The organism is Roseateles sp. NT4 (genome assembly GCF_051857475.1).
Classification (GTDB): Bacteria; Pseudomonadota; Gammaproteobacteria; order Burkholderiales; family Burkholderiaceae_C; genus Pelomonas.
The window spans coordinates 34,011-56,785 of sequence record NZ_JBPZGZ010000004.1 but is presented as its reverse complement, the minus strand read 5'-3'; the positions used below and the strand labels follow the sequence as shown (position 1 = coordinate 56,785).

Annotated in this window: 21 protein-coding genes; all 21 read left to right on the top strand. The window is 68.7% G+C overall.

Annotated features, from left to right (window positions below; genetic code table 11):
• Positions 1–35: 35 nt before the first annotated feature.
• Genes ACS5PN_RS23460 through ACS5PN_RS23360 form a run of 21 tightly spaced genes read left to right on the top strand, consistent with a single transcriptional unit; the run spans position 36 to position 22,769 of the window.
• Entirely contained in the window at positions 36–2,108 is a 2,073-nt protein-coding gene (locus tag ACS5PN_RS23460; protein ID WP_439466443.1) for an SLBB domain-containing protein, read from the top strand.
• Between the two features lie 23 nt (positions 2,109–2,131).
• Positions 2,132–3,220 carry a Wzz/FepE/Etk N-terminal domain-containing protein gene (locus tag ACS5PN_RS23455; protein WP_439466442.1) on the top strand — a complete coding sequence of 363 codons (1,089 nt, stop codon included), beginning with the start codon at positions 2,132–2,134 and terminating at the stop codon, positions 3,218–3,220.
• Between the two features lie 16 nt (positions 3,221–3,236).
• Positions 3,237–4,646, top strand: a complete 1,410-nt coding sequence (locus ACS5PN_RS23450; protein ID WP_439466441.1) for a lipopolysaccharide biosynthesis protein — start codon at positions 3,237–3,239, stop codon at positions 4,644–4,646.
• Entirely contained in the window at positions 4,643–5,647 is a 1,005-nt protein-coding gene (locus tag ACS5PN_RS23445; protein WP_439466440.1) for an EpsG family protein, read from the top strand. The genes ACS5PN_RS23450 and ACS5PN_RS23445 overlap by 4 nt, the downstream gene beginning before the upstream one ends.
• Before the next feature lie 21 nt (positions 5,648–5,668).
• Positions 5,669–6,688 carry a glycosyltransferase family 4 protein gene (locus tag ACS5PN_RS23440; RefSeq protein ID WP_439466439.1) on the top strand — a complete coding sequence of 340 codons (1,020 nt, stop codon included), beginning with the start codon at positions 5,669–5,671 and terminating at the stop codon, positions 6,686–6,688.
• On the top strand, positions 6,685–7,452 hold the full coding sequence (locus ACS5PN_RS23435) for a GNAT family N-acetyltransferase (protein ID WP_439466438.1): 768 nt from the start codon (positions 6,685–6,687) through the stop codon (positions 7,450–7,452). The genes ACS5PN_RS23440 and ACS5PN_RS23435 overlap by 4 nt, the downstream gene beginning before the upstream one ends.
• On the top strand, positions 7,452–8,594 hold the full coding sequence (locus ACS5PN_RS23430) for a glycosyltransferase (protein ID WP_439466437.1): 1,143 nt from the start codon (positions 7,452–7,454) through the stop codon (positions 8,592–8,594). Before ACS5PN_RS23435 ends, ACS5PN_RS23430 begins: the two co-directional genes overlap by 1 nt.
• Positions 8,591–9,328 (top strand): DUF2334 domain-containing protein, encoded by a 738-nt coding sequence (locus ACS5PN_RS23425; RefSeq protein ID WP_439466436.1) that lies wholly within the window; start codon positions 8,591–8,593, stop codon positions 9,326–9,328. The genes ACS5PN_RS23430 and ACS5PN_RS23425 overlap by 4 nt, the downstream gene beginning before the upstream one ends.
• Before the next feature lie 3 nt (positions 9,329–9,331).
• Positions 9,332–11,281 carry an asparagine synthase (glutamine-hydrolyzing) gene (gene asnB / locus ACS5PN_RS23420; RefSeq protein ID WP_439466435.1) on the top strand — a complete coding sequence of 650 codons (1,950 nt, stop codon included), beginning with the start codon at positions 9,332–9,334 and terminating at the stop codon, positions 11,279–11,281.
• The gene (locus ACS5PN_RS23415) at positions 11,278–13,335 is read left to right on the top strand and encodes a glycosyltransferase (RefSeq protein WP_439466434.1); all 2,058 of its coding nucleotides are present in this window, start codon (positions 11,278–11,280) and stop codon (positions 13,333–13,335) included. The genes asnB and ACS5PN_RS23415 overlap by 4 nt, the downstream gene beginning before the upstream one ends.
• Entirely contained in the window at positions 13,332–14,126 is a 795-nt protein-coding gene (locus ACS5PN_RS23410; RefSeq protein ID WP_439466433.1) for an FkbM family methyltransferase, read from the top strand. The genes ACS5PN_RS23415 and ACS5PN_RS23410 overlap by 4 nt, the downstream gene beginning before the upstream one ends.
• Complete coding sequence (locus tag ACS5PN_RS23405; protein ID WP_439466432.1) at positions 14,119–15,135, top strand: hypothetical protein; 1,017 nt, start codon at positions 14,119–14,121, stop codon at positions 15,133–15,135. The genes ACS5PN_RS23410 and ACS5PN_RS23405 overlap by 8 nt, the downstream gene beginning before the upstream one ends.
• A 5-nt stretch (positions 15,136–15,140) precedes the next feature.
• Complete coding sequence (locus ACS5PN_RS23400; RefSeq protein WP_439466431.1) at positions 15,141–16,367, top strand: lipopolysaccharide biosynthesis protein; 1,227 nt, start codon at positions 15,141–15,143, stop codon at positions 16,365–16,367.
• Positions 16,364–17,503: a non-hydrolyzing UDP-N-acetylglucosamine 2-epimerase gene (gene wecB, locus ACS5PN_RS23395; protein WP_439466430.1), complete on the top strand. Its 1,140-nt coding sequence runs from the start codon at positions 16,364–16,366 to the stop codon at positions 17,501–17,503. Before ACS5PN_RS23400 ends, wecB begins: the two co-directional genes overlap by 4 nt.
• Positions 17,500–18,537: a glycosyltransferase family 4 protein gene (locus ACS5PN_RS23390; protein ID WP_439466429.1), complete on the top strand. Its 1,038-nt coding sequence runs from the start codon at positions 17,500–17,502 to the stop codon at positions 18,535–18,537. The genes wecB and ACS5PN_RS23390 overlap by 4 nt, the downstream gene beginning before the upstream one ends.
• A gap of 5 nt (positions 18,538–18,542) precedes the next feature.
• The gene (locus tag ACS5PN_RS23385) at positions 18,543–19,757 is read left to right on the top strand and encodes a type II secretion system F family protein (protein ID WP_439466428.1); all 1,215 of its coding nucleotides are present in this window, start codon (positions 18,543–18,545) and stop codon (positions 19,755–19,757) included.
• A 2-nt stretch (positions 19,758–19,759) separates the two neighbouring features.
• Positions 19,760–20,218 (top strand): type II secretion system major pseudopilin GspG, encoded by a 459-nt coding sequence (gspG, locus tag ACS5PN_RS23380; RefSeq protein WP_439466427.1) that lies wholly within the window; start codon positions 19,760–19,762, stop codon positions 20,216–20,218.
• A gap of 10 nt (positions 20,219–20,228) precedes the next feature.
• The gene (locus ACS5PN_RS23375; RefSeq protein WP_439466426.1) at positions 20,229–20,666 is read left to right on the top strand and encodes a type II secretion system protein; all 438 of its coding nucleotides are present in this window, start codon (positions 20,229–20,231) and stop codon (positions 20,664–20,666) included.
• Positions 20,663–21,103 carry a type II secretion system protein gene (locus tag ACS5PN_RS23370; protein ID WP_439466425.1) on the top strand — a complete coding sequence of 147 codons (441 nt, stop codon included), beginning with the start codon at positions 20,663–20,665 and terminating at the stop codon, positions 21,101–21,103. Before ACS5PN_RS23375 ends, ACS5PN_RS23370 begins: the two co-directional genes overlap by 4 nt.
• Positions 21,100–21,750, top strand: coding sequence for a prepilin-type N-terminal cleavage/methylation domain-containing protein (locus ACS5PN_RS23365; protein WP_439466424.1), 651 nt, complete (start codon positions 21,100–21,102; stop codon positions 21,748–21,750). Before ACS5PN_RS23370 ends, ACS5PN_RS23365 begins: the two co-directional genes overlap by 4 nt.
• On the top strand, positions 21,747–22,769 hold the full coding sequence (locus tag ACS5PN_RS23360; protein ID WP_439466423.1) for a hypothetical protein: 1,023 nt from the start codon (positions 21,747–21,749) through the stop codon (positions 22,767–22,769). The genes ACS5PN_RS23365 and ACS5PN_RS23360 overlap by 4 nt, the downstream gene beginning before the upstream one ends.
• Positions 22,770–22,775: the final 6 nt, after the last annotated feature.

The window sequence follows — 22,775 nt, the reverse complement described above, 5'->3', positions numbered from 1 at the left end:
GTGCGCAAAAAGTCAATCCAAATGAGCTTCCGTCAATGAATATCAGCGCGCCCGGGGATCAAAAACCATATCTGACTGGGCGGCCGAGCGCGGGCGCACGCTGGATCGCGCTGTCCAAGGGGCTGGCGGCGCTGGCTGTGATGGCGGGTGTGGGCCTGCACGGCGCCGCAGTGGCTGCGGAAGACAACGACCCCACGTCCGTTGGCCCCGTGCGTCTGATGGTGCCGAACAAGCAGGGCGTCAACAACAGCGCCGACATGCAGAACTCGGCGCCGCTCTCGCAGTCGCAGCGGGAGCTCGTGCTCCAGCAGCAGCAGCAAATGCTGCTGCAGTTGCAGATGCTGCTCCAGCCGCTGCCGGGCCAGCCGCTGACCCGCGAGCAGCTGGCCATCCGTGCCGCGCAGCAGACGGAATTCGAGCGCTATGTCCAGCGCGCCGTGGGCGATGACGTCGAGATCAAGCGCTTCGGCGCCGAGTTGATGACGCCCGCACAGCCTCAGGTGTATGACCTGCAGCAGCCGCAGCAACAACTGCAGTTGCAGCAGCAGCGGGCCGGCCAGGCCTCGATGGGCGAGACCTCGAGCCAGATCCCACCCGACTATGTGATCAGCGTCGGCGACGAGGTGCAGGTCAATATCTGGGGCTCGGTTGAAGCCGATCTGCGCTTGACCGTCGACCGCGGCGGGCGCATCACCATCCCGCGCGTCGGCCCGGTGCTGGTCGCCGGCGTGCGCTACGCCGACCTGAATGCCACCCTCGAACAGCGCGTTGGCCAGGTGTTCCGCAACTTCAAGCTCAGCGCCGCGCTGGGCAAGCTGCGCGGCATCCGCATCTACGTAACGGGCTTCACGCAACGCCCCGGCGCCTACACCGTCAGCAGCCTGTCGACCATCGTCAACGCCATGATCCAGGCCGGCGGCCCGTCGGCTTCGGGGAGCTTTCGCAATCTCGAACTGCGCCGCGGCGGCAAGCTGGTCGGCAGCTTCGACCTCTATGACCTGTTGCTGCGCGGTGACCGCAGTGGCGACCGGGTGCTGCAGGCCGACGACGTGGTCCACGTCGGCCCTGTTGGACCGCAGGTGGCCTTGATCGGCAGCGTCAACCGCCAGGCCATCTTCGAACTCAAGTCCGGCGAGACGGTCAACGACCTGATGCTGATGGGCGGCGGGCTGAGCGCCGCGGCCGAACGCGGCCGGGTCGCCATCGAGAGCATGGAAAAGCGCAACGACGGCCGCGTCGCCGAGGTCAAGCTGCCCCAGCAGGGCAACCTGGCTTTGCAGGGTGGCGACGTCGTGCGCGCCTTCAACGCCCTCGATGCCCTGCTGCCTCAATACAAGCAGAACAAGCGCGTCCGCGTTGATGGCGAAGTGCAGCGCCCCGGCGAATACATCCTGCCGCCCAACAGCACGCTGGGTGATGCGATCAAGGCCGCGGGCGGCCTGACGCCGGCCGCCTTCATCTACGGCTCCGAACTCAGCCGCGAGAGCGTGCGCGTCTCGCAGCAGGCCCAGTACGACCGGGCGCTGCGCGACCTCGAGGGCGAATTCGCCCGCGTCATGGTCAAGCCCCGCGCACCGACGACGGCCGACGATCCCACCACGCAGAGCAACCGCGGTCAGGCTTCCGGCCGCCTGATCGACCGCCTGCGTGCCGTCAAGCTGACAGGCCGCATCGTGCTGCAGTTGCCCCCCACGGCCAGCAGCCTGCCCGAGTTCGCGCTCGAAGATGGCGATCGCCTCACCGTCCCCGCGCGGCCCACCACCGTGGGCGTGTTCGGCAGCGTCTACAACACCGGCAGCTATGCCTACAGCCAGGGGTCCAGCGTGGACGACATGCTGCGCCTGGCCGGCGGCCCGACGCGCGGCGCCGACGCCGGCAGCACCTTCGTCATCCGCGCCAACGGCAACGTGGTCAGTTCACGCCAGCACAGCAGCGGCTGGTTCAGCACCGGCACGGGCCTCTCGGCCGTTGCCGCCCAGCCGGGCGACACCATCTTCGTGCCCGAAGACCTGACCAAGGTCACCTTCAGCCAGGAGGCGAAGGAGTGGACGCAGATCCTGTACCAGTTCGGCCTGGGCGCTGCGGCTCTGAACTCCCTGAAGAACTGATCATGAGCAGTTCCTCGCTTGACATGACCACCCACGAAGCTCAGACCGAGTCCACCCCGCTGCTGCGGATCCTGACCCCCCATTGGCGGCAGATCGCCGTGGCAACCCTGGCCGCCGGCGTGCTGGGGGCGGCGGGCAGCTTCCTGATTCCGCCGACCTACACGGCCCGCATGTCCTTCCTCAGCCCGCAGCCTCAGCAGGGCGGGCTGGCCGCGGCGGCGCTGGCTTCGCTGGGTGCCTTGTCCGGCCTGGCGGGCGCCATGACAGGTGGCGGTGTGAAGAGCCCGGCCGACCAATACGTCGCCCTTCTGAACAGCGCCAATCTGTCGGACAAGATCATCGACAAGTTCGGCCTGGTCGAGGTCTACGACGTCAAATACAAGATGGACGCCCGCAAGCGGCTGGAAGAGAACACCCGCTTCGGTGTCGGCAAGAAGGACAACATCATTGCCGTCGAGGTGGACGACCACGACCCCCAGCGTGCGGCAGACATGGCCAACACCTATCTGCAAGAGTTGCGCAAGCTGAACGACACGCTCACCATCGGCGAGGCCAAGCAACGGCGCGTCTTCTTCGAACAGCAGCTCAAGCAGACCCAGGTCAACCTCGGCAATGCGCAACTGACCTTGCAAAAGAGCGGCTTCAATCCCGGCGCGCTGAAATCCGAGCCCAAGTCGGCCGCAGAGATCTACGCCAAGCTTCAAGGTGTCACCGCCGCCGCCGAGGTCAAGCTGGAGGCACTGCGCCGCAGCATGAACGACTCCGCCGCCGAAGTGCAGCAGCAGATGGGTGTCGTGGCAGGGTTGCACAGCCAACTGGCCAAGCAGGAGCGTCCGGCCTCCTCCCAATCCGATCAGGACTACATCGCCGCCTACCGAGAGTACAAGTACCACGAAGCCCTGTTCGACATCTTTGCCCGCCAGTTCGAATTGGCCAAGGTGGACGAGGCCCGCGAAGGCAATCTCTTCCAGGTCATCGACGTCGCGACAGCCCCGGAGCGCAAGAGCAAGCCCAAGCGCCTGTACATCGCGGCAGGTGTCGCCTACGCCGGCTTCATGCTGGCCTGCTACTGGTTCTGGCGCAAACACCACAAGCAATCCGCCGCCCGATAGGCCCTGAGAGCGCCTCGTGCTGCGTCAGGTCAGCCTCTACTTTCTGTTTCGCGCCGGAAACGGCGTCGTGGCCCTGCTGAGCCTGATGCTGCTGACTCGCTGGCTGACGCCAGAACAGTACGGCCGCTATGCCCTGGGCATCTCGACCGCCAATGTCATCTCCGCCCTGGGCTTCCAGTGGCTGAACGTCTCCGTCGGTCGTTTCTACAGCAGCCGTTCCATCTCGCCGGCGCGGCTGCTTGAAGCCGCCCACCGTTACGCCGCAGGCGTGAGTGCCATCGTCCTGGTGGGCGCGATCGCGCTGGCTGGCAGCGCCCTGCCGATCCACACCACGCCCACATTCATCTTCGCAACGGCCGCACTTGGGGTCGCCCTGGGATTTCACAACCTGCACATGCAGTTCCTCAACGCTCAGCAAAACACCTTGCGCTACGGCTGGCTGACCGCCTCGCGCGCCTGGCTGGCCCTGGCGCTGGCGCTGGGCGCGATCTGGTACGGCTGGCAGGCGACCGGCGCGCTCGCCGGCGTCGCCATCGGCAGCGTGGCAGCCATCCTCATGTGGGGCGTCCGACGCCAGGGCCTGAGTGCCGTGGACAGCGACACCGCTGAGCAGAACATCGGCGGCAAGTTGCTGCGCTTCGGACTGCCGCTGTCCCTGAATTTCCTGGCCATCGTCGCGCTGGATACCGTGGACCGGTTCATGCTCAACCACTGGCACGGCCCGGCGGCCGTCGGTGCCTATGGTGCCGCCTTCGACCTCATCCAGCAGACGATGGGCGCGACCCTCAACGTGCTCTATCTGGCAGCGTATCCACGGGTCGTCGCCGCCTGGGAGCAAGGCGGTACTGAAGCCGCCAAGTCCGCACTGCGCCCGCTCAGGTCTGCCATGCTCGTCGTGGCACCGCTGGCCGTCCTCTTGTTCGCGAGCCTGTCATCGGACATCGCGCATCTGGTGCTCGGCGCCAATGTTGCCAGCCAGTCCGCCGAGGTCATGCTGCCCGTCGCGCTTGCCGTCGCCTTCAGCGGCATGCGGGCCTTCTGCTTCGACATCGCCCTGCACCTGCATCAATCGACCCGCATGCAGGTCGTGATGGCCGCGCTGATGGCCGGCGTGAACGTGGTGCTCAACATCCTGCTGATCCCTCGCTTCGGCCCGGCGGGCGCTGCATGGGCCTCGGCCGTCGCCTTCGGTTGCGGCATGGTGATCAGCCTGTGGTTCGGGCGCTCCGATCGGCTGTTTGCCGGCATCGGCGCGGAACTCGCCGCCGCCGTCCTGGCTGGCGGGCTGGCCTGGCTCGCCGCCAGTGCCCTGCCCACCGTCTTCGTGGCCGCCGCCGCGGCCGCGCTGGCCAAGGCCCTGGTATTGATGCTGGTCTTTCTGGCGACTTTCCACGCCGCCAGGCGCCTGATGGGCAGGCACGCATGATCGCCTTCATCTTCGCCATCGCCCTCACCGCCTTGTTCATTCCCGTGACGAGCCGCTGGCAGGCTCGCGTCACCCTGGCAGTCCTTGCGCTGGGCTTCGCAGTCGCAGCCGGCCTGCGCAGCGGCGGCTTCGACTACGACGAATATGTCTATCTGATCGAGACCCTGAGGACCAACCAGGATCTGGACTACGCCGTGCGCTTGTATGTGGCCAAGGATCCCTTGTTCCTGGGCTTCATCGACGTCACCAATCTGCTGGACTTCAATGACAGCACCTCGGTATTCCTGCTGTTCGCCATCACGTCGCTGGCAGCCCGCTACTTCTCGGCCTTGCCGCTGGGGCGCCTGGGCGTCGTCTACCTTGGCACCTATATCCTGCTGCTGGCGCCTGCGCTCGAGCTCGCCGCGATACGCGCGGCGCTGGCCATCTCGCTGCTGATCTGCGCCATCGCCTACCGACGGTCGGCCTGGATACGCGTACCGCTGGCTGCCATGGCGACGCTCTCGCACATTTCGGTGCTGCCAGCGGCCGCCCTGCTCGTGTTCTCGAAGATCTGGAACACGCGGGTCCGCATTCTTGCGTTCGGCTCGATCGCAGCCGCGCTGACCCTGGTGGCGACGAACTTCCTCGCCGATCTGGTCCGTGCTGAAGGCCTGACCAACAACCGCGGCAATCTCTCCGCCCTGTTGTTTCCGCTGCTGACGCTGGGGCTGCTGACTGTCCAGTTGCGCGTGACCCGTGCCAGCGACCTTCGCATCCACGCGCTGGCCAGCGTGTTCGTTGCGCTTTCGCTGGGCATGGTGCTGCCGGCCGTCACCATCTCCATCCGGCTGCTGGAAATCGGATGGTGCGTGATGCACTACGGCATGTTCGTCGACCTGCTGGCCCCGGAGAACCGCGCCGTGCAGCGCCCGCTGAAGACGACGCTGGGCGCCTTCCTGTTCATGCTGCTGATCGCCAACCTGTTGCGCGCGACCTTGCTCACGGCCGTGACGCTCTAGCCCCGAGAAGTCAGCCCCGGCATGAAACGACTCGCCGCGCTCACCCAAGGCGCCAACATCCCGTCATCGCGCTTCAGGATCAGGCAGCTGCTGCCCGCCTGGCAGGCCAGCGGCCTGGATGTCCAGGAGCTGGTGGCCCGGCCCATGGCCTATCCGCCACCGGGCCTGCTGGCCCGCCTGGCCTGGGCGCCTCAGGTGCTCGCCAACACCACGCGGCGCGTGCTGCAGTCCAACGCCTTCGACGCCGTCATCGTGCAGCGCGAGCTGGTCTCGACGCTGCCCACCGTCGAAGGTCTGATCCGCCGCCCGCTGATCGCCGATGTGGACGATGCCATCTGGCTCTACCGCCAGGGTCGCGCCGCCCGCAACCTGGCCCGGCACGCGGACGCCGTCGTGGCCGGCAACGGCTTCATCGCCGACTACTTCGCGTCACTAGGCGCGAGCGTGCACATCATTCCCACCGGTGTCGACACGACGCGCTTTCGCCCGCTGGCCGCGCCGGCACCACGCGGCTACGGCGTCATCGGCTGGTCGGGCACCTGGGGCGGCTACGCCTATTTCGAACCCTTGCAGCAGATGCTCGGCGCCTTGCTGCGCAGCCACCCCGACTGGAAGATCCGCTTCGTCTCCGATCGTCCCCCGCAACTGCCCGCCCTGCCCCAGGCCCAGGTCGAATACCGCCCCTGGTCACCCACGACCGAAGCCGAGTTGACGGCCGACATGGACATCGGCCTGATGCCCCTGGACGACAGCCCGTGGTCGCGCGGCAAATGCAGCTACAAGATGCTGCTCAACATGGCTTGCGGCGTGCCCGTCGTCGCCAGCGCCATCGGCATGAATCGGGACATCCTGGCCATGGCCGATGTCGGCCTGGGTGTGCAAGGCGCCAACGATTGGGCGCCAGCCCTGGAGGCGTTGATGGCCGATGCCCCGCGGCGCCAGGCCATGGGTCAGCGCGGTCGCAGCACGGTCTGCGAGCATTTCAGCCTCGACGCCGTCTGCCAGCGCTGGCTGACCGTTCTGCAGCCCTTTCTTTCATGACCCCGCCTCTGTACATCGATCGCACCAGGTTCGGCCTGCGGCTGCGCGACCTCTTCTTCGCGGACGGCCGCGACCTGTCCCCGGCCGGCATCGATCTCATCCATGCCGTGCAGCTGCCCACGCCGCTGCCGGGTTCGACGGATTTCTACACCTCCCTCATCGACCTGAAGCAGGACGAGGCCCAGCTGCTGGAAGGCATCGGCAAGGGCTTTCGCTACGAGATCCGCCGCGCCGCCGACAAGGATGGGCTGATCACGCAGTTCAGCACGCCCGATGTCCAGGCCCTTGCCCCCTTCCTCGGCCACTACGACGCCTTTGCCGCTGGCAAGGGACTGGCGCCTGCCAACCGGGCCAAGCTGGCCGCGCTCGCGGCTCGGCAGGCCCTCGTGCTCGCCATCGTCAGCACGCCCGACGGTGCATGGCTGGCGGCCCACCTCTACCTCGTCAACCACGAGCGAACCCGCCTCTATCACTCCGCCAGCCTGACCGCCGAGGGCGCTGATCGCCAGCTCGTCGGCCGGGCCAACAAGCTGCTGCACTGGCGGGCCCTGCAGCATTTCAAGGCCGCGGGCCTGAGCACCTACGACATGGGCGGCATTTCGATGGGCGAGGCACTGAAGGCCATCGACGACTTCAAGCAGTCCTTCGGCGGCCAGCTCGTGCGTGAGTACAACTGCCTGGTGCCCGTGAGCTGGAAGGGGCATCTGGCATTGCGCCTGATGCGCCTGGCGCAAGCGGCCCGGCGCCTGCGCGGCAGCCAGTGATGAGCACCTCCCGCCCGCTCGTGCATGTCGTCGCCGGCCTGGGCGCCGGCGGCGCCGAGACCTTTCTGCTGCGACTGCTGCGCGCCGACCCGGTCCTGCGCCAGGCCTCACGCATCGTCTCGATCCGCCCGCTGGACGCCTTGTCCGGCGAGTTCGAGGCCCTGGGCGTGCCCGTGCTCAAGCTGCCTCTGGCGGCAGACCTGCACCTGCCGGGCCGGGTCCTCGCGCTGCGGCGTGTGCTGGCCCAGGATGACACGCGGCTGATCCAGAGCTGGCTCTATCTCTCGGACACCTTGGCGGCACTGTTCGGTGCCGGCAAGCCCGTGGTGTGGGGCATCCGCAGCAGCCACGGCGCGCGCGGCAAGCGCCTGACGGGCCTGCTGGCGCGTCGCCTCAATCCGTGGTTGTCCTCACGCATCCCTGCGGCCATCATCTGCTGCGGCCAGCAGGCCCTGGACGCGCACCGGGCCTTGGGCTACGACGCCAAGCGGCTGCAGTGCATTCCCAACGGCTACGAAACCCAACGCTTCCACCGCGACCCCGCCGCCGCCGCTGCGCTGCGCGACGAGCTGGGTATCCCGGCCGACGCCTTCGTGGTCGGCATGGCTGCGCGCACCGACATCTACAAGGACCACGACACCCTGTTGCAGGCGGTGGCCCTCGCCCGCCCAGTCATCCCCAACCTGCGCCTGCTGCTGTGCGGCAAAGGCACAGAGGGCGCCGAGATCGCGGGGCTGATCGAGCGCTATGGCCTTGCGGGCATCTGCATCCCGCTGGGTTTGCAAAGCGACATGCGGCGCTTCTACTCGGCCCTGGATCTGCACCTTCTGTCCAGTCTCTCCGAAGGCTTTCCCAATGTGGTCGCCGAGGCCACGCTCTACGGCTGCGGCAGCCTGTCCACCGATGTCGGCGAGGCGCGTGCGCTGCTCGCCGACCCGGCGACGCTGATGCCGCCGGGTGATGCCTCGACAATGCGCGACCGCATCCTCGCCTTTGAGCGCCTGTCACCCGCCGAGCGGGCGCAACAGAGCGCCGCCAACCGCGCCGTCGTCGCCAGTCAATTCGACATGAACCGCATCGTCCAGCTCTACCGAGCCGCCTACGAAAATCTTGTCCCCGGCCTGCTGGGAGAAGCCGCATGAGCCGCTTTGTCATCCGCTTCGACGACGTCTGCCCGGGCATGGCCTGGGCGCGCTTCCAGCCCTTCCTGGACTTTTTCGACCGCCATCCCGGCGTCAAGCCGCTGCTCGGCGTCGTGCCCGACAACCGCGACGCCAAGCTCGACGTCGCGCCGCCACGCACCGACTTCTGGGACCTTGCGCGTCAGTGGCATGCACGCGGCTGGACCCTGGCCCAGCACGGCACCACGCACGAATACAGCCAGCCCGGTGGCGGCCTGCTCGGCGTCGGCACGAAGAGCGAGTTCACCGGCCTGCCACTGCAGGCGCAAAAGGAAAGGCTGGCACGCGGCAAGGCCATCCTCGAGCGCGAAGGGGTCTGGCAGCCCTGCTTCATGGCGCCGTCGCACAGCTTCGATGACAACACGCTGCGCGCCCTGCGCGAACTGGGCTTCGAGGCCGTCACCGACGGCTACGGTATGTATCCCTACGACATCGAAGGCATCACCCTGGTTCCCCAGCTGTTCAGCACACCGATGCATCTTGGCTTCGGCGTCTACACGCTGTGCCTGCACGTCAACTCAATGAGCGACGACCGCATCGCCAAAACGCTGAGCTTCATGACGCAGCACACCGACCGCCTCATCGGTTTCAACGAGGCCCGCCGCGCCCGGGCGCCGCGCCTGCTTTCGTCCGCGGCACGCGCCGTCAGCAGCTCCGCGCTGCGCGCGCTGCGCAACGCACGACGGGGATCCTGAAGCATGTGCGGCATTGCAGGCGACTGGGATTTCCAGGCCCGACGCAGCGAAAGCGACACGCTGCAGCGGCTGCGGCAGATGACGGACGCCATCCTGCATCGTGGCCCCGATGGCGACGGCTATTGGTGCGACCCGGCACGCGGCATCGGCCTGGCTCATCTGCGCCTGGCCATCGTCGACCTGACGCCGGCAGGCGCACAACCGATGGTCTCGGTCTCGGGGCGCTACACCATCGTCTACAACGGCGAGATCTACAACCACGCCGCCCTGCGCCAGGCCGTGGATGCCATCCGCCCAATGGCGTGGCGCGGCCATTCCGACACCGAGGCCCTGCTCGCCGCTATCGAATGCTGGGGGTTGGAGAGTGCCCTGCAGCGCAGCGTCGGCATGTTTGCCTTCGCGCTGTGGGACGCACAGGACGAGTGCCTCTACCTCGTGCGCGACCGCGCCGGCGAGAAGCCGCTGTACTACGTCAGCAGCGCCAACGGCCTGGCCTTTGCCTCCGAGCTGCCGGGCCTGCGCGCCAGCGCCCGCCTGCCCGGCCAGGTCGATGTGCAGGCGCTGGCCAGCCTGCTGCGCAATGGCTACATCGCCGGCGGCCTCAGCATCGAGGCCGGCGCGCAACAGGTGCCGCCGGGCGAATGGCTGCGCGTTGCCCGCGACGGCACACACACGAGGCACCGCTACTGGTCGGCGCCCGCGGCCCCGCAGGCCAGCGAGCTCAGTGACGCCGAACTGCTCGACCATCTAGAGCAGCTGCTCGAAGACGCCATCGGCCTGCAGTTGATGGCCGACGTGCCGGTCGGCGCCTTCCTGTCCGGCGGCGTCGACTCCTCGCTGATCGCAGCGCTGGGTCAGAAGCGGTCGAACGGCCGGCTGCGCACCTTCACCATCGGCTTCGACGAAACCGCCTACGACGAGTCTCCCCACGCCGCCGCCGTGGCCCGCCACCTCGGCACCGAGCACAGCGCCGTGCAGGTCAGCGGCCGAGACGCCCTCGACCTGGTGCCGCGCCTGGCCACGCTCTATGGCGAGCCCTTCGCCGATCCGTCGGCCCTGCCCACCGCACTGCTGATGCGGGCGGCACGCCGCCATGTCACCGTGGCGCTGTCGGGCGATGCTGGCGACGAACTTTTCGCCGGTTATGCGCGCTACCGGCAATACCCGGCCAGCTTCGGCAGCACGCGCCGCCTCCCTGGTCCGCTAAGGCGCGCCCTGCCACCGTTGCTGGGCCACGGCCGCAGCCCCATGTTCGATCGCCTGGGACGGGGCCTGGGTCGGCCCCAGCTGGGCGACCGGCTGCACAAGGCCCTGCCCCTGCTCGGCGCGGAGGACTTCCCGCAATTTGCGCAGGCCTTTGCCTCGCTGTGGCGCGACCCGGCCGAGCTGCTGGCCGCCCCTTTTGCGCCGCTCGCACCCGGCTACGGCTGCATGATGGACGCAGCGACGGCCATCGGCCGCGCCGACGCCATGAGCCGGCACGACTTCATCGACTACCTGCCGCAGGACATCCTCGTCAAGGTCGATCGCGCGGCCATGGCCATCAGCCTGGAAACGCGCACCCCGCTGCTCGACCACCGCGTCATCGAGTTCGCGCTGCAATTGCCCATCGAGCGCAAGCTGCGCGTCGGCCGCAACGGCCTGCAGGGCAAATGGCCGCTGCGCGCCCTGCTGTCCCGCCATGTGCCGGACGCCATCATCGACCGCCCCAAGCAGGGCTTCACGGCCCCCATCGGTCCGTGGCTGCGCGGCGAGCTCAAGCCGTGGGCTGAGGGGCTGCTGTTCGACGGCAGCACCCAGCGCAGCGGTTTGTTCCGCGACGATGTGTTGCGCGAGCACTGGCTGCAGCACCAGGGTGGCCAGCGCGACTGGTCACGCAAGCTCTGGCCGGTGCTGATGTTCCTGCAGTGGCAGGCCGACCGCGCCGCCCCTTCGCGAGTGCCGCGGCCATGAAGATCGCCATCATTGCCAACTCGGCCTGGTATCTGCACAACTTCCGGCTGAACCTGGCGCAGGAACTGCGGGAGGCCGGCCATCAAGTGCTGTTCATCAGCGCGGTGGACAGCTACACGGTCATGCTGCAAGCCGCCGGCTTCGAGCACATGAGCTGGGACGTCGCCAGCGCTGGCATGAACCCTCTGGCCGAGCTGGGCGCGGTCTGGCGGCTGCGCAAGCTGCTCGTCAACCAGCGCATAGACGCGCTGCTGTCCTATACGCCGAAGGCGAATATCTACAGCGGCCTCGCGCTGTGGGGCCAGAAGACCCTCTTCCTGCCCAATATCTCCGGCTTGGGCCGAGCCTTCATCCAGCCCTCGGCCATCACCCTGCTGGTCGTGCAGCTCTACCGCCTGGCCCTGCGCCAGGCGCACCGTGTCATCTTCCAGAACATGGACGACCTCGGCGTGTTCACGACCCGGGGCGTGATCCCGCGCAGCCAGGCGGTGCGGGTGCCCGGCTCCGGCGTCGACCTGCGGCGCTTCGAGCCTTCCGCGCGCGCGCCTAGGCCGGGGCCGCAGACGCATTTCCTCTTCGTGGGGCGGCTGCTCAAGGACAAGGGCGCCGTCGAGTTCGCCGAGGCCGCCCGCGTTCTCAAGCGCGATCACCCCGACCTGCACTTCACGATGCTGGGTTCGTCCACGTCCGACAATCCCACCGCAGTGAGCTCTGCACAACTGCGCGAGTGGAAGGCCGCGGGCCTCATCGAGCACCAGGAGCATCTGGACGACGTGCGCCCCTTGCTGGACGCGGCCGACTGCGTGGTGCTGCCGTCCTATCGCGAAGGGGTTCCGCGCAGCCTGCTCGAAGCCGCGGCGATGGCCAAGCCGCTGGTGACGACCGATGCACCGGGTTGTCGCGACACCGTGGTCGACGGCGACAACGGCTATCTGTGCCAGCCGCGCTCGGTGGAGTCGCTGGCCCAGGCCATGCGTCGCTTCATCGACCTCGACACCGACGGCAAACGCGCCATGGGTCAGCGCAGCCGGGCCCTCGCCGAGACGACCTTCGACGAGCGCATCGTCATCGACCAGTACCTGCGCCTGTTGAGCCATCCCACGCCGCCACGGGTGGCACCGCAAGCCACGACGGCGCCGATGCCCTACGTCAGCGGGCTGCCCACGGTCCACGTGCTGCTGGCCACCTATTGCGGCGAGGCCTGGCTGGACGACCAGCTCGACACCCTGCTCGGCCAGCAGGGCGTCAACCTGACGGTCACCGCGGGCGACGACGCGTCCACGGACGGCACGCTGCAGATCCTGAAGCGGCGCGCCGCCGCGGACCCGCGCCTCACCGTCACCGTCAACGACAAGCGACTGGGCTCGGCGGCGGCCAATTTCTATCATCTGCTCAAGCGCTTCGCCCGAAGCAGCACCGCCGACTACATCGCGCTGGCCGACCACGACGACGTCTGGGAGCCCAACAAGCTGGCCCGGCACATCGCGTTGGCGCGCAGCCAGGCCGCCGCGGGCGTGTCCTCCGACGTCATCGCGTTCTGGCCCAACGGCCGCCGCATCTACATCCGCAAGTCCCACCCGCAGCGGCGCTGGGACCACCTCTTCGAGCCGCCCGGTCCGGGCTGCACCTTCCTGATGACCCGCGCCTTCGCCTGCGAATGCGCGGACTGGATCGAGCAGTTGGAGCGCAACGGTGTCGGCCCCCTGCCCAAGCACGACTGGTTCATCTATCTCGTGGCGCGCTCCAGCGGCTACCGCTGGCATGTCGAGAACGCCAGCAGCATGTTCTACCGCCAGCACCCGCACAACGAGGTGGGCGCCAATGCCGGCGCCAAGGCCGCCTTGCTGCGCCTGCGTGAATTGGCCCGCGGCGGCTACCACCAGCAGATCCGGCAGGCCATCCACGTCTCGCGCATCGTCGCCGGGCAGCGCGGGCAACCGCTGCCGCCGGCACATCTGAACGCGCTGCAGCTGCTGCGCCATGGTAGGCGCCGTCGCCATGAGGCGCTGCTGCTGGCCGTTTTCTCTCCGTTTGGCATCCGCGCGAGCGCATGACGAGGTCGATTCCTCCCCACGAGAGTCTCCCGCTCTGGCGTCGCGGGCTGTACCGACTCCGCCGCGCGCTGGACTACCGCCTGCTGCACTGGCACCGGCTGGGCAAACACCAGCAGGTCGATTACCTGCGACAACTGTTCGACAGGCTGGAGATCGACCTCGTCATCGACGTCGGCGCCAACCGCGGGCAGTACGCCGACTTCATCCGCCAGCGCGTCGGCTACCGCGGCGAGCTGCTCAGCTTCGAACCCATCCCCGCGCTGGCTCAACAACTGGCGCGGCGCGCTTCGCGCGATCCGAAATGGACGGTGCGGGCGAACGCGCTGGGCGCGCACGCCGAGACCCGCCCCTTCCACATCACCCAGAGCTCGCCGATGAGCTCGCTGCTGAAGCCCTCGGCGCAGGCGACGTCGCGGCTCGCCGGCTTCAACAAGGTGCAGCAGACGCTGGACATCGCCGTCGACACGCTGGACGCCGCACTGGCCAGCTTCCCGCACTGCCGCAACGTCTACCTCAAGCTGGACGTGCAGGGCTACGAACGCCAGGTGCTGGACGGCGCGACAGCCAGCCTGCCGCGCATCGCCGCCCTGCAGTCTGAACTCAGCGTCGTGCCGCTGTACGAGGGCCAGCCGCACTATCTCGACCTGATGGGGCATATCGAGGCGCTGGGCTATCTCCCCTCGCTGATCCCGGCCCACGACCCGGAGCACTTTCCGCTGCTCATCGACTTCGACTGCCATTTCGTCAGCCGCGAGCGCCTCGCCGACCTGGGTGTGTTGAACCGTGGCTGAGGTCCATCTTTTCGCGCCGCCCGCCCAGCTCAACGACGCCACCCGGCACTACCTCGCCAGCCTGGGCGGCGCGCTGGAAGAACTCGGTCACCGCCTCGTGCACACACCCGATCTGTCCGCCATCCCGCATCAGGGCAATGTGCTGACCGTCGAAACCAAGAGCGCCGCCTGGATCGGCCTGCGCCGGCCAAGGGTGAAGTTGTGGCAATGGCTGCAAGGCCTGTATCCGGAAGAAGCGCGCTGGCAGTTCGACAGCCGGCTGCGCGAATTCGTCTGGAACCGCCTCGAAGGCTGGACCCTGGCGCGCAGCCAGGGGGCGCTGATGGTGTCTCGGGCCATGCAGCAGCATTTCGCCGCCAAATACCCGCGGCTGCGCCTGGACAGCGAGGTCATGCCCAGCGTCAACGCGACGCCGGTCCCGGCCGCCTTCCGTGGGGCGGGCAAGTACGAGCGGCCATCCTTCGTCTACGCCGGCGGTCTGCAGCGTTGGCAGTGCATGCCCGCCACGCTCGCCGCCTTCGCCGCCATCCACCGCCGGCTTCCCGAAGCGACGCTGACGCTGCTGACGGCCGACCATGACGGGGCCAGCGCCCTCATCCGGTCGCTGGGCACGCCGGCCACCACCATCGCCTACGTGCCGGTCGCGGAGCTGCCGCAGGCGCTCGCCACCTTCAAATACGGCTTCGTGCTGCGCGAGGAGCATGTCGTCAACCGCGTTGCCACGCCCACCAAGGTGTCGAGCTATATGGCCGCCGGCGTCATCCCGGTGATGACGCGCGCCGCCCAGGACTTCGCGCAGCAGCTTGCGCCCACCGCGCCCATCGTCTGGCTCGACAGCCTGGATGCCGACCACATCGCCCAACGCGTGCTCGCCCAGCAAGCGCAACGTCTGGCCGCCGAAGACGTGCTGGCCGCCTACCGCTCGGCCTTCGATCGCTATCTCGATCACGCCGCCTATCGACCCGCGCTGCGCGACTTCTTCCTGCGCACCGGCCTGGCGGCCGCCTGACCTTCATGTGGCGTGAGTTGCTGTCCCGCTCGGCCTGGCTGACCGCCGGCAGCGTCATCGGCCGCCTTGCACCGTATGCCGTGCTCATCGCCCTCGGGCGGCGGCTCGACGCCGTGGCCTTTGCGTCGCTGTCCATCGCCTTCGCCTGGGCCTCCGTGGCCGCCAGTCTCGCAATCACAGCCTTGGGCACCGTCACCACGCAGCGGCTGGCGGCCGATCCTGGCCCGGCGCGGCGCGGTCTGGCGCTGCGCGCGCTGAGCCAGGGCACGATCTGGACTGGCCTGTTGACCGGCGTCGTCGCGGCCCTCGGTGCACCGGTCGCGATGCGCGCCTTCGGCGATCACCTCAACCCCGTCGCCTTCTGGCCCGCGCTCGCCCATGGTCTGGCCTGGTCGCTGACGCTGCTGATCGCCGCCATGCTCAACGGCCTGCATGCGGTGCGGCGCTCGGCCCTGCTGCTGGGCCTGGGCGGCATTGGCCAGGCGGTGGGCATGGGTCTCAGCTTCATGACCGACCACAGCCTCACGGCGTCGCTTTGGGGGCTGGCCTTCGGCAGCTCGACAGCGCTGGCGCTGGGGCTCGTCCTGTTGCTTGGGGCGCTGCCGGTGCGTGAATCCAGCCGCACTGCAGCGAAGCCCCACAGCAGCCTGGACGTGGTCTGGAGCACCCTCGCCAATGCTGCCGTCACGCCCGTCGCGTTTGCGGCCGCCGCGCTCGTGACACGGCATGGCGCGCAGGCCGCCGATCTCGCGCAATACCAGGCGCTGGAACAACTCCACCAACTGCTGCTTTACGCGCCCGGGCTGGTGGGCCAGGCCCTGCTGCCGCTGCTGGCGGCGCATGACCGGGGCGCCCAGGCCCAGCGCGCCTTGCGGCCCTGGGTCTACCGCAGCGCTGCGGCAGGGTTGTTCATCGCGCTCCTGATCGGCTGGCAGCCTCAATGGCTGCTGCATCTCATCGGCAACCCGGCCTTGACCGACCCCTGGGCCACGCGCTGGATGTTGTGCAACGCCAGCCTGGCGCTGTCGCTGAGCCTGCTGCACAACGAGTTGATGGCGCGCAGGCTCTATGCTTGCGCGGCCCTGCTCAGCCTGTCGTGGGCAGCCGTCTTCCTCGGGCTGGGCAGCCTGCTCGGCGGCGTGGCCGGCATGCAGGCCGGCCGCCTCATCGCCTCGCTGCTGCTGTTTGCCGTTGTCTGCGCCCTCACCTCGCGCCCTCCCCGACCCGCATGACCCGCCTTCGCATCCTGACCGTCGTCGGCACCCGGCCCGAGGCCATCAAGCTCGCGCCGGTGATCCAGCGCCTGCAGGCCCACCCCGATGTCGACCACCTGCTGTGCGCCACCGGCCAGCATCAGCAGATGCTGGCCCAGGCCCTGCAGGTTTTCGGGCTGGCGCCCGACGAGAACCTGGCACTGATGCAGGAGCAGCCCGACCTGAACCAGCTGGCAGCCGGCACGCTGACCGGCATCGGCCAGCTCATCCGCACGGCGCGTCCCGATCGCATCGTCGTGCAGGGCGATACGACGACCGCCTTCGCCGCCGGCCTGGCGGCCTTCCATGCGCAGGTGCCGCTGGCGCATGTCGAAGCCGGCCTGCGCACCGGCCAGCGCGATTCGCCCTGGCCCGAAGAGGTCTACCGCCGCACGCTGTCGCTGCTGGCCGACCTGCATTTCGCCCCCACGCCCTGGGCGGCGGCCCAGTTGCGTCGCGAGGGCATTGCCGACGCGGCCATCCTCACCACGGGCAACACCGTCATCGACGCGTTGCAGTGGGTCTGCACCCGCACTGATCTGGATGAAAGGCTGGAACGCACCCTGGGCCCAGCCCTCAGTGCCGAACTGGCCCAGGGTCGGCGCCTCATCCTCGTCACCGGCCACCGGCGCGAGAACCTCGACCATGGGCTGGCCGCCACCTGCGAGGCCCTGCGCCAGCTCGCGGCGCGCGGCGACGTGGACATCGTCTTCCCGGTCCACCTCAATCCCCGCGTGCGCGAAACAGTCGCCACGCTGCTGACCGGCACATCGAACGTCCACCTCATCGAGCCGCTGGACTACCTGGGCTTCGTCGCACTGATGCGCCGCTGCCATCACATCATCACCGACAGCGGCGGCATCCAGGAGGAGGCGCCCGGCCTGGGCAAGCCCGTGCTCGTGACCCGCGACACCACCGAGCGCCCCGAGGCCATCGAAGCCGGCACCGCCCTGCTCATCGGCCAGCAGAGTGCCCCGCTGGTGGCGGCAAGCACCCGCCTGCTCGACGAGCCGGCCGCCTATGCTGCCATGGCCGAAGCCCGCCATCCCTTCGGCGACGGCCACGCCAGCGAGCGCATCGTCACGGCCCTGCTGCAGGCCGGCGCACGTCGATGACGCCTCAGTACACGTTGATCACGCCGCGGCTGGATGCCACCGGCCCCAACAACGTCGCCGCCGAACTCGCACGCGCCGCACTCGATAGGGGCTGGCAGGTGCGCTGGCTCTATCTCTCGCACGGCCCCGGCCGAGACGATCTGGCCGGGCTGGCCGAGGTGCGCCGCTTCCGGCTGTCGGACCTCTGGCGCCTGCGCGGCCTGGTCCACACCCATTGCCTGCGCCCCGACCTGCTCGGCGGGCTGCTGGCTGGATCGAGCCGGCGCACCGTCATCACCACGGCCCACAACAACTTCCTGGCCGACCTCCGGCATGGCTATGCCCGCTGGAAGGTCGGCCTGTCCTGGTCGCTGTGGCGGCGTGCCGTCGCGCGCATGGATCGACGTTTCAGCGTCTCCCGCGCCAGCCAGCGGCATTACGCGCGGCTGGCACCGGAGCTGCATTTCGACGTGGCCTACAACTTCCGGGCACCGGTCGCCGCTGCTGCCCTGCCATCGCCCATCGCCACCTGGCTGGCCCGGCAGCGCGCCGCCGGGCGCACGGTGCTGGCTTATGTTGGCACGCTGTCCACGCTGAAGAACGTCAGCGCAATGCTCCCGAGCCTGGCGGCCGATCCCGCGCTGGCGCTGGTGCTCTGCGGCGACGGCCCGCTGCGCGCCACGCTCGAAGCCGCTGCGACCGAACTTGGCGACCGCGTCCTGCTCGCAGGCCACGTTCCTCAGCCCGGCCCCATGCTGGAACAGGTGGACGCATTGGTGCTGCCCTCGCTCACCGAAGGCCTGCCCCTGGTCGTCGTCGAGGCACTGCGCGCCGGCTGTCCCAGCCTGCTGTCCAATATCGCGGTCCACCGCGAGCTGGCCGCGCTGGGCGCCGGCCTGACCTTCGACCACCGCCGCCTCACCGATTTCCACGCCCAGTTGCGCGCGCTGCTCGCCCGCGCCACGCCTGAGCACCGGGCCGGCTTGAAGCGGCTATGGGAAAATCGCTTCTCGCCTGCGGTCGGGTTCGCGCCCATCGCCGCACTCGCTCGCTGACGCTCATGCCCTACGCCTATCAAGCCCTGGACAGCCAGGGCCGCCTGCAAAAGGGCGAACTTGACGCCTCCACCGAAGAAGAAGCCACCCAGGTCCTGGCGCGGCAGGGTCTCAGCCCCATCGAGCTGAAGCCGCTGCGCGCGCGCCGAACGGCACCCGGCCGCAAAGGTCGCCGCGAGAAACCCCGTGTCGCCACCATGCTGCTGGTGCGCGAACTCTCCTCCCTGCTGCAGGCGGGTGTCACGCTGGAGGAATCGCTGCGCACCCTGCTCGAAGGCCGCCGCGACAGCCCCCAGGGCGAACCCCTCACCGCCGTGCTGTCCGCCGTGCTGTCGGGCGAACGCTTCTCCGCCGCCCTGCAATTGCAGGCGCAGTCACCGGCGCTACCGCTGCCGCCTTATGTGCTGGCCCTCGTTGCGGCTGGCGAATCCACGGGCGACCTGCCGGCCGCGCTGACCCGCGCCGCCGAACAGCTGGACTTCGACGAACAGATCCGCGCCGAAACCTCTGAGGCCCTGGTCTACCCGAGCATCCTGATCGGTGCCGGCGTCTCGGCCGTGCTGTTCGTGTTCTCTTTCGTGGTGCCGCGCTTTTCCAGCCTGCTGGCCGGCAAGAACGTCGAGCTGCCGTGGCTGTCGGCCGCGGTGCTGACCATCGGCACCTTCTTCAACGAGCACGTCGTCGCCGTATTGCTGGGCATGGCCGCGGCCGCCGGCATCTTCATCGCGGTGCGCCGCGCGCTGGGCCCGCAGCGCATCCGCAGCATGCTGTCCAAATGGCCGCTGCTCGGGCCCTGGCTGCATCAGCAGGAGCTGTCGCGCTGGACCGGCATGTTCGCGCTGATGCTGCAAAGCCGGGTGCCCATCCTCACCGCACTGGACCTGACCGCCGCAGCCGTCACCTTGCCCGACGTTCAGCAGGGTCTGCGCGAAAGCATCGCCGACGTCGGCCGCGGCGAATCGCTGTCGCGCTCGCTGCAGGAGCGCGATCTGCTGTCCGCAACCGCGCTGAGCATGGTGCGCGTCGGCGAGCGCACCGGGCAGCTGGGGCAGATGATGGGCCATGTGGCGGCCTACTCGCTGGAGGCCAACCGCAGCACCCGGCGGCGCCTCGTCGCCCTGATCGAGCCGGCGGCCATCCTGATACTGGGCGGTATCATCGCCCTCGTCGTCGTGGGTGTCGTGCTGGCGCTCACGTCCCTGTCTGAAGTGAAGTTCTGAACATGTCCAACAAGGCCCGCCGCATCCGCGGCTTCACGCTGCTCGAAATGCTGGTGGTCCTCGTGATCATCGGCCTTGTCGCCGGCCTCGTCGGCCCGCGTCTGTTCGCCAAGGTCGACTCCTCCAAGGTGCAAACGGCCGGCGTGCAGATCAAGCTGCTGCGCGGCGCCGTCGAGTCCCTGCGCATGGACATTGGCAGCTACCCGACCACCGAACAAGGTCTGGAAATGCTCAGCACGCCGCCCACCGATCCCAAGCTGCGCGAGCGCTGGAAGGGCCCTTATCTCGACGAGGCCGTGCCGCAGGACCCCTGGAACAACCCCTACCAGTACCGCGTCCCGGGCGAGGATGGCCGCCCCTTCTCCATCATCTCGCTGGGTGCCGATGGCAAGCCCGGCGGCGAGGGCATCGATGCCGACATCGGCCTCGCCAAGAAGCCGGGCACCGACGCGCCGAACTGATACCGCCGCGATGCCCGGCCGCCTGCGTGCCCACGGCGGCTTCACGCTGATCGAAGTCGTCGTGGCACTCGCCATCATCGGCCTCGTGGCCGCTGTCGCCGTGCCGGCCCTGGCGCGCCGGCTCGACGCCGCCTACCGGGCGGCCGACCTGGCCCAGGTGGCGGGCAGCGCCCGCCTGCTGCCGGTGCGCGCCGCAGCGATGGGCGTGGAACTCAAGCTCGATGCCGCCGGCCTCGCCCGGCCCATGGCCGATGGGCTGCCGCCTGTGGAGCTCCCGCCCGGCTGGACGCTGAAGCCGCAGGACCCGGCACCGCGCCTGGGCCGCGCCGGCAGCTGCACGGAGGGCGCCCTGCTGCTGACTGCCCCGTCCCCTGTGCAGCAATGGCGCCTGCAATTCGGCGCACTCAGCTGCGAGCTGCAGATCACTGACCTGGGAAGCGGTGGATGAATCGTCACCGCGGCATCGCCCTCCTCGAAGTCATCGTGGCCCTGGTCATCGTCGCCACCTTTGGCGGTGCGCTCTTCAGCTGGGCGGCCCAGACCTACCGCACCGCCAACCGCGCCGTCGAATTGCTCGACGAGGCCGAAATCGAGCGCAATCTGATCGAGTTGAGCCAGGCCATCAATCCCGTCCTGCAGCCGCAAGGCAAGCTGCAGACCGAGCTCTATGTCTACGACTGGCAGTCGCAGCCCGTGCGTCCGCTGGTGGACCAGGTCCGGCACCCGATGGGCCTGAGCCCCTATCAAGTCGCCATCTACAAGGTCAATCTGCGCGTGCTGCGCCGCGCCGACCAGGCCCAGGTGCTGCAGCGCGAGCTGCAGGTCGCGGGGTACCGGGCGGCACGCGCGCGGCCGTCGGGCATCTTTGGCACCAATTCGCCATGAAGCGCGCCCGGCCGCTCCACCGGCAGCTCGGCCTGTCGCTGCTCGAAGTGCTGGTCACGGTGACCATCTTCGCGATGCTTTTTGCTGTCCTCACCCTCGGCTGGCATCAGAGCATGAACGCCCAGGCCAAGCTGGGCGAGGCCGCCGAGCATGCCCGCACCCACCAGCAGCTCGCCCTGCTGCTGCGCCAGCTCATCAGCGAAACCCTTGTGCCCGAGTATCAGGCCGGCACCGAGTTCAGCGCCGATGACAAGGGCTTCGTCGCCGAGACCAGCACCTCGCTGCTGGCCACCGTCGGCGCTGCGCCGCTGGCGGTCTCCGTGAAGCTGGAAACGACCTCCGAGGGCAAGCGGCTGCAAATCACTCACGGCGAGGCCGACAGCCGGCCCCTGCCCTGGCGTTTCAGCGAAGCTCGCTGGCGCTACCTCGACAACGCCGGCCAATGGCACGACGACTGGCCGCCGCCGTCGCCCATCGCGGGCATGCCCTTGCCTCGGGAGCGCGACAGCTATCTGCCCGCGCTCGTGGCCTTTTCCTACACGATCGTCGGCGAGAGCCGCTCCCACGAACTGCTGGCCGCGCCGCGCGCCTCCGGCTGGCGTCTTGGCGAGCCCAGTTCACCGATTGCTGACCTGAACCGACCATGAAGCCGCGCCAGACCAGCCGCGGCTTCGTGCTGCCCGTCACCGTCGCCATCCTTGCGCTGATTTCGGTTGGCATCGCGATGATGGCCCACCGCAGCGACGAGCTGCGCCGCCTGGTGCTGACCATCGAGGCTGACCGCATCGCCACCCGCCAGGTCGCAGAAGCCAGCGCCGACGCCCTCTTCCTCAGCGGCGCCCTCTACCGGCGCGGCGACAGCATGGGGTCCATCAAGCTAGACGGCCGCCCCTATCTCAGCCGCTCCGGCGCTGTCGTTCACTACACCGACGCAGGCGCCCTGCTCGGCCTGCGTCGCGCTTCTCGGCTGGAGATCTATCAGCTGCTGGTCGCCCTGGGCCTGACCGACCTGGGCCAGGTCGACCGGCTGACTGATGCGCTGCTCGACTACACTGACAAGGACGACCTGCAGCGGCTCAACGGCGCCGAGGCGCCTGAATACTTCGCCGCCAAGCTTCCGCCGCCCCGCAACGGCCGCCTGCTCACACCGGCCGAGTTGCATCGGCTTGTGGGCTGGCGGGACCTGCCTCAGGACTTCCTGGAGCGCTTTGTGGCCCATGTCCACACTGGCCCCCTGGGCACGGTTAACCGCTACACCGTCCGAGGCCCGGTGCTCTCCGCCATCTCCGGCCTCGACCCGACCGTGGCGGACGAACTCGTCAAAGCTCGCCCTCCGGGCACGTTCCTGAATACCGACGCCCTGCCCACCCTCGCCGAAACCAGCATGTTCGCGATGGGCCGCTACATCACCCTGCCGTCCAACGAGGTCTTGGTCACAATCTGCCCCTCCGGCGTCGACTGGTGCCAGCAACTGTCAGTGTCGAGCACGGGCGAGAGCGCCTTCACGCCCCTGCATACCAACTACAGCTACCGCCTGCCGCGCCGACAACCTCTGCCTGATATCAAGAAGCTTCAGCCCCTGCCCGACCAGTTGCCCGATACCCCGCCGCCGCCGCTGTGGTCTCCCTTCAGCGACGTCCTGTCCAGCCCCTCCTCGCCGCCCTGACGCCTC

Coding starts and splice junctions, on each gene's coding strand:
- ACS5PN_RS23460 (WP_439466443.1), top strand. CDS start 36: ATGAATATCAGCGCGCCCGGGGATCAAAAACCATATCTGACTGGGCGG.
- ACS5PN_RS23455 (WP_439466442.1), top strand. CDS start 2,132: ATGACCACCCACGAAGCTCAGACCGAGTCCACCCCGCTGCTGCGGATC.
- ACS5PN_RS23445 (WP_439466440.1), top strand. CDS start 4,643: ATGATCGCCTTCATCTTCGCCATCGCCCTCACCGCCTTGTTCATTCCC.
- ACS5PN_RS23440 (WP_439466439.1), top strand. CDS start 5,669: ATGAAACGACTCGCCGCGCTCACCCAAGGCGCCAACATCCCGTCATCG.
- ACS5PN_RS23435 (WP_439466438.1), top strand. CDS start 6,685: ATGACCCCGCCTCTGTACATCGATCGCACCAGGTTCGGCCTGCGGCTG.
- ACS5PN_RS23430 (WP_439466437.1), top strand. CDS start 7,452: ATGAGCACCTCCCGCCCGCTCGTGCATGTCGTCGCCGGCCTGGGCGCC.
- ACS5PN_RS23425 (WP_439466436.1), top strand. CDS start 8,591: ATGAGCCGCTTTGTCATCCGCTTCGACGACGTCTGCCCGGGCATGGCC.
- asnB (WP_439466435.1), top strand. CDS start 9,332: ATGTGCGGCATTGCAGGCGACTGGGATTTCCAGGCCCGACGCAGCGAA.
- ACS5PN_RS23415 (WP_439466434.1), top strand. CDS start 11,278: ATGAAGATCGCCATCATTGCCAACTCGGCCTGGTATCTGCACAACTTC.
- ACS5PN_RS23410 (WP_439466433.1), top strand. CDS start 13,332: ATGACGAGGTCGATTCCTCCCCACGAGAGTCTCCCGCTCTGGCGTCGC.
- ACS5PN_RS23400 (WP_439466431.1), top strand. CDS start 15,141: ATGTGGCGTGAGTTGCTGTCCCGCTCGGCCTGGCTGACCGCCGGCAGC.
- wecB (WP_439466430.1), top strand. CDS start 16,364: ATGACCCGCCTTCGCATCCTGACCGTCGTCGGCACCCGGCCCGAGGCC.
- ACS5PN_RS23390 (WP_439466429.1), top strand. CDS start 17,500: ATGACGCCTCAGTACACGTTGATCACGCCGCGGCTGGATGCCACCGGC.
- ACS5PN_RS23385 (WP_439466428.1), top strand. CDS start 18,543: ATGCCCTACGCCTATCAAGCCCTGGACAGCCAGGGCCGCCTGCAAAAG.
- gspG (WP_439466427.1), top strand. CDS start 19,760: ATGTCCAACAAGGCCCGCCGCATCCGCGGCTTCACGCTGCTCGAAATG.
- ACS5PN_RS23375 (WP_439466426.1), top strand. CDS start 20,229: ATGCCCGGCCGCCTGCGTGCCCACGGCGGCTTCACGCTGATCGAAGTC.
- ACS5PN_RS23370 (WP_439466425.1), top strand. CDS start 20,663: ATGAATCGTCACCGCGGCATCGCCCTCCTCGAAGTCATCGTGGCCCTG.
- ACS5PN_RS23365 (WP_439466424.1), top strand. CDS start 21,100: ATGAAGCGCGCCCGGCCGCTCCACCGGCAGCTCGGCCTGTCGCTGCTC.
- ACS5PN_RS23360 (WP_439466423.1), top strand. CDS start 21,747: ATGAAGCCGCGCCAGACCAGCCGCGGCTTCGTGCTGCCCGTCACCGTC.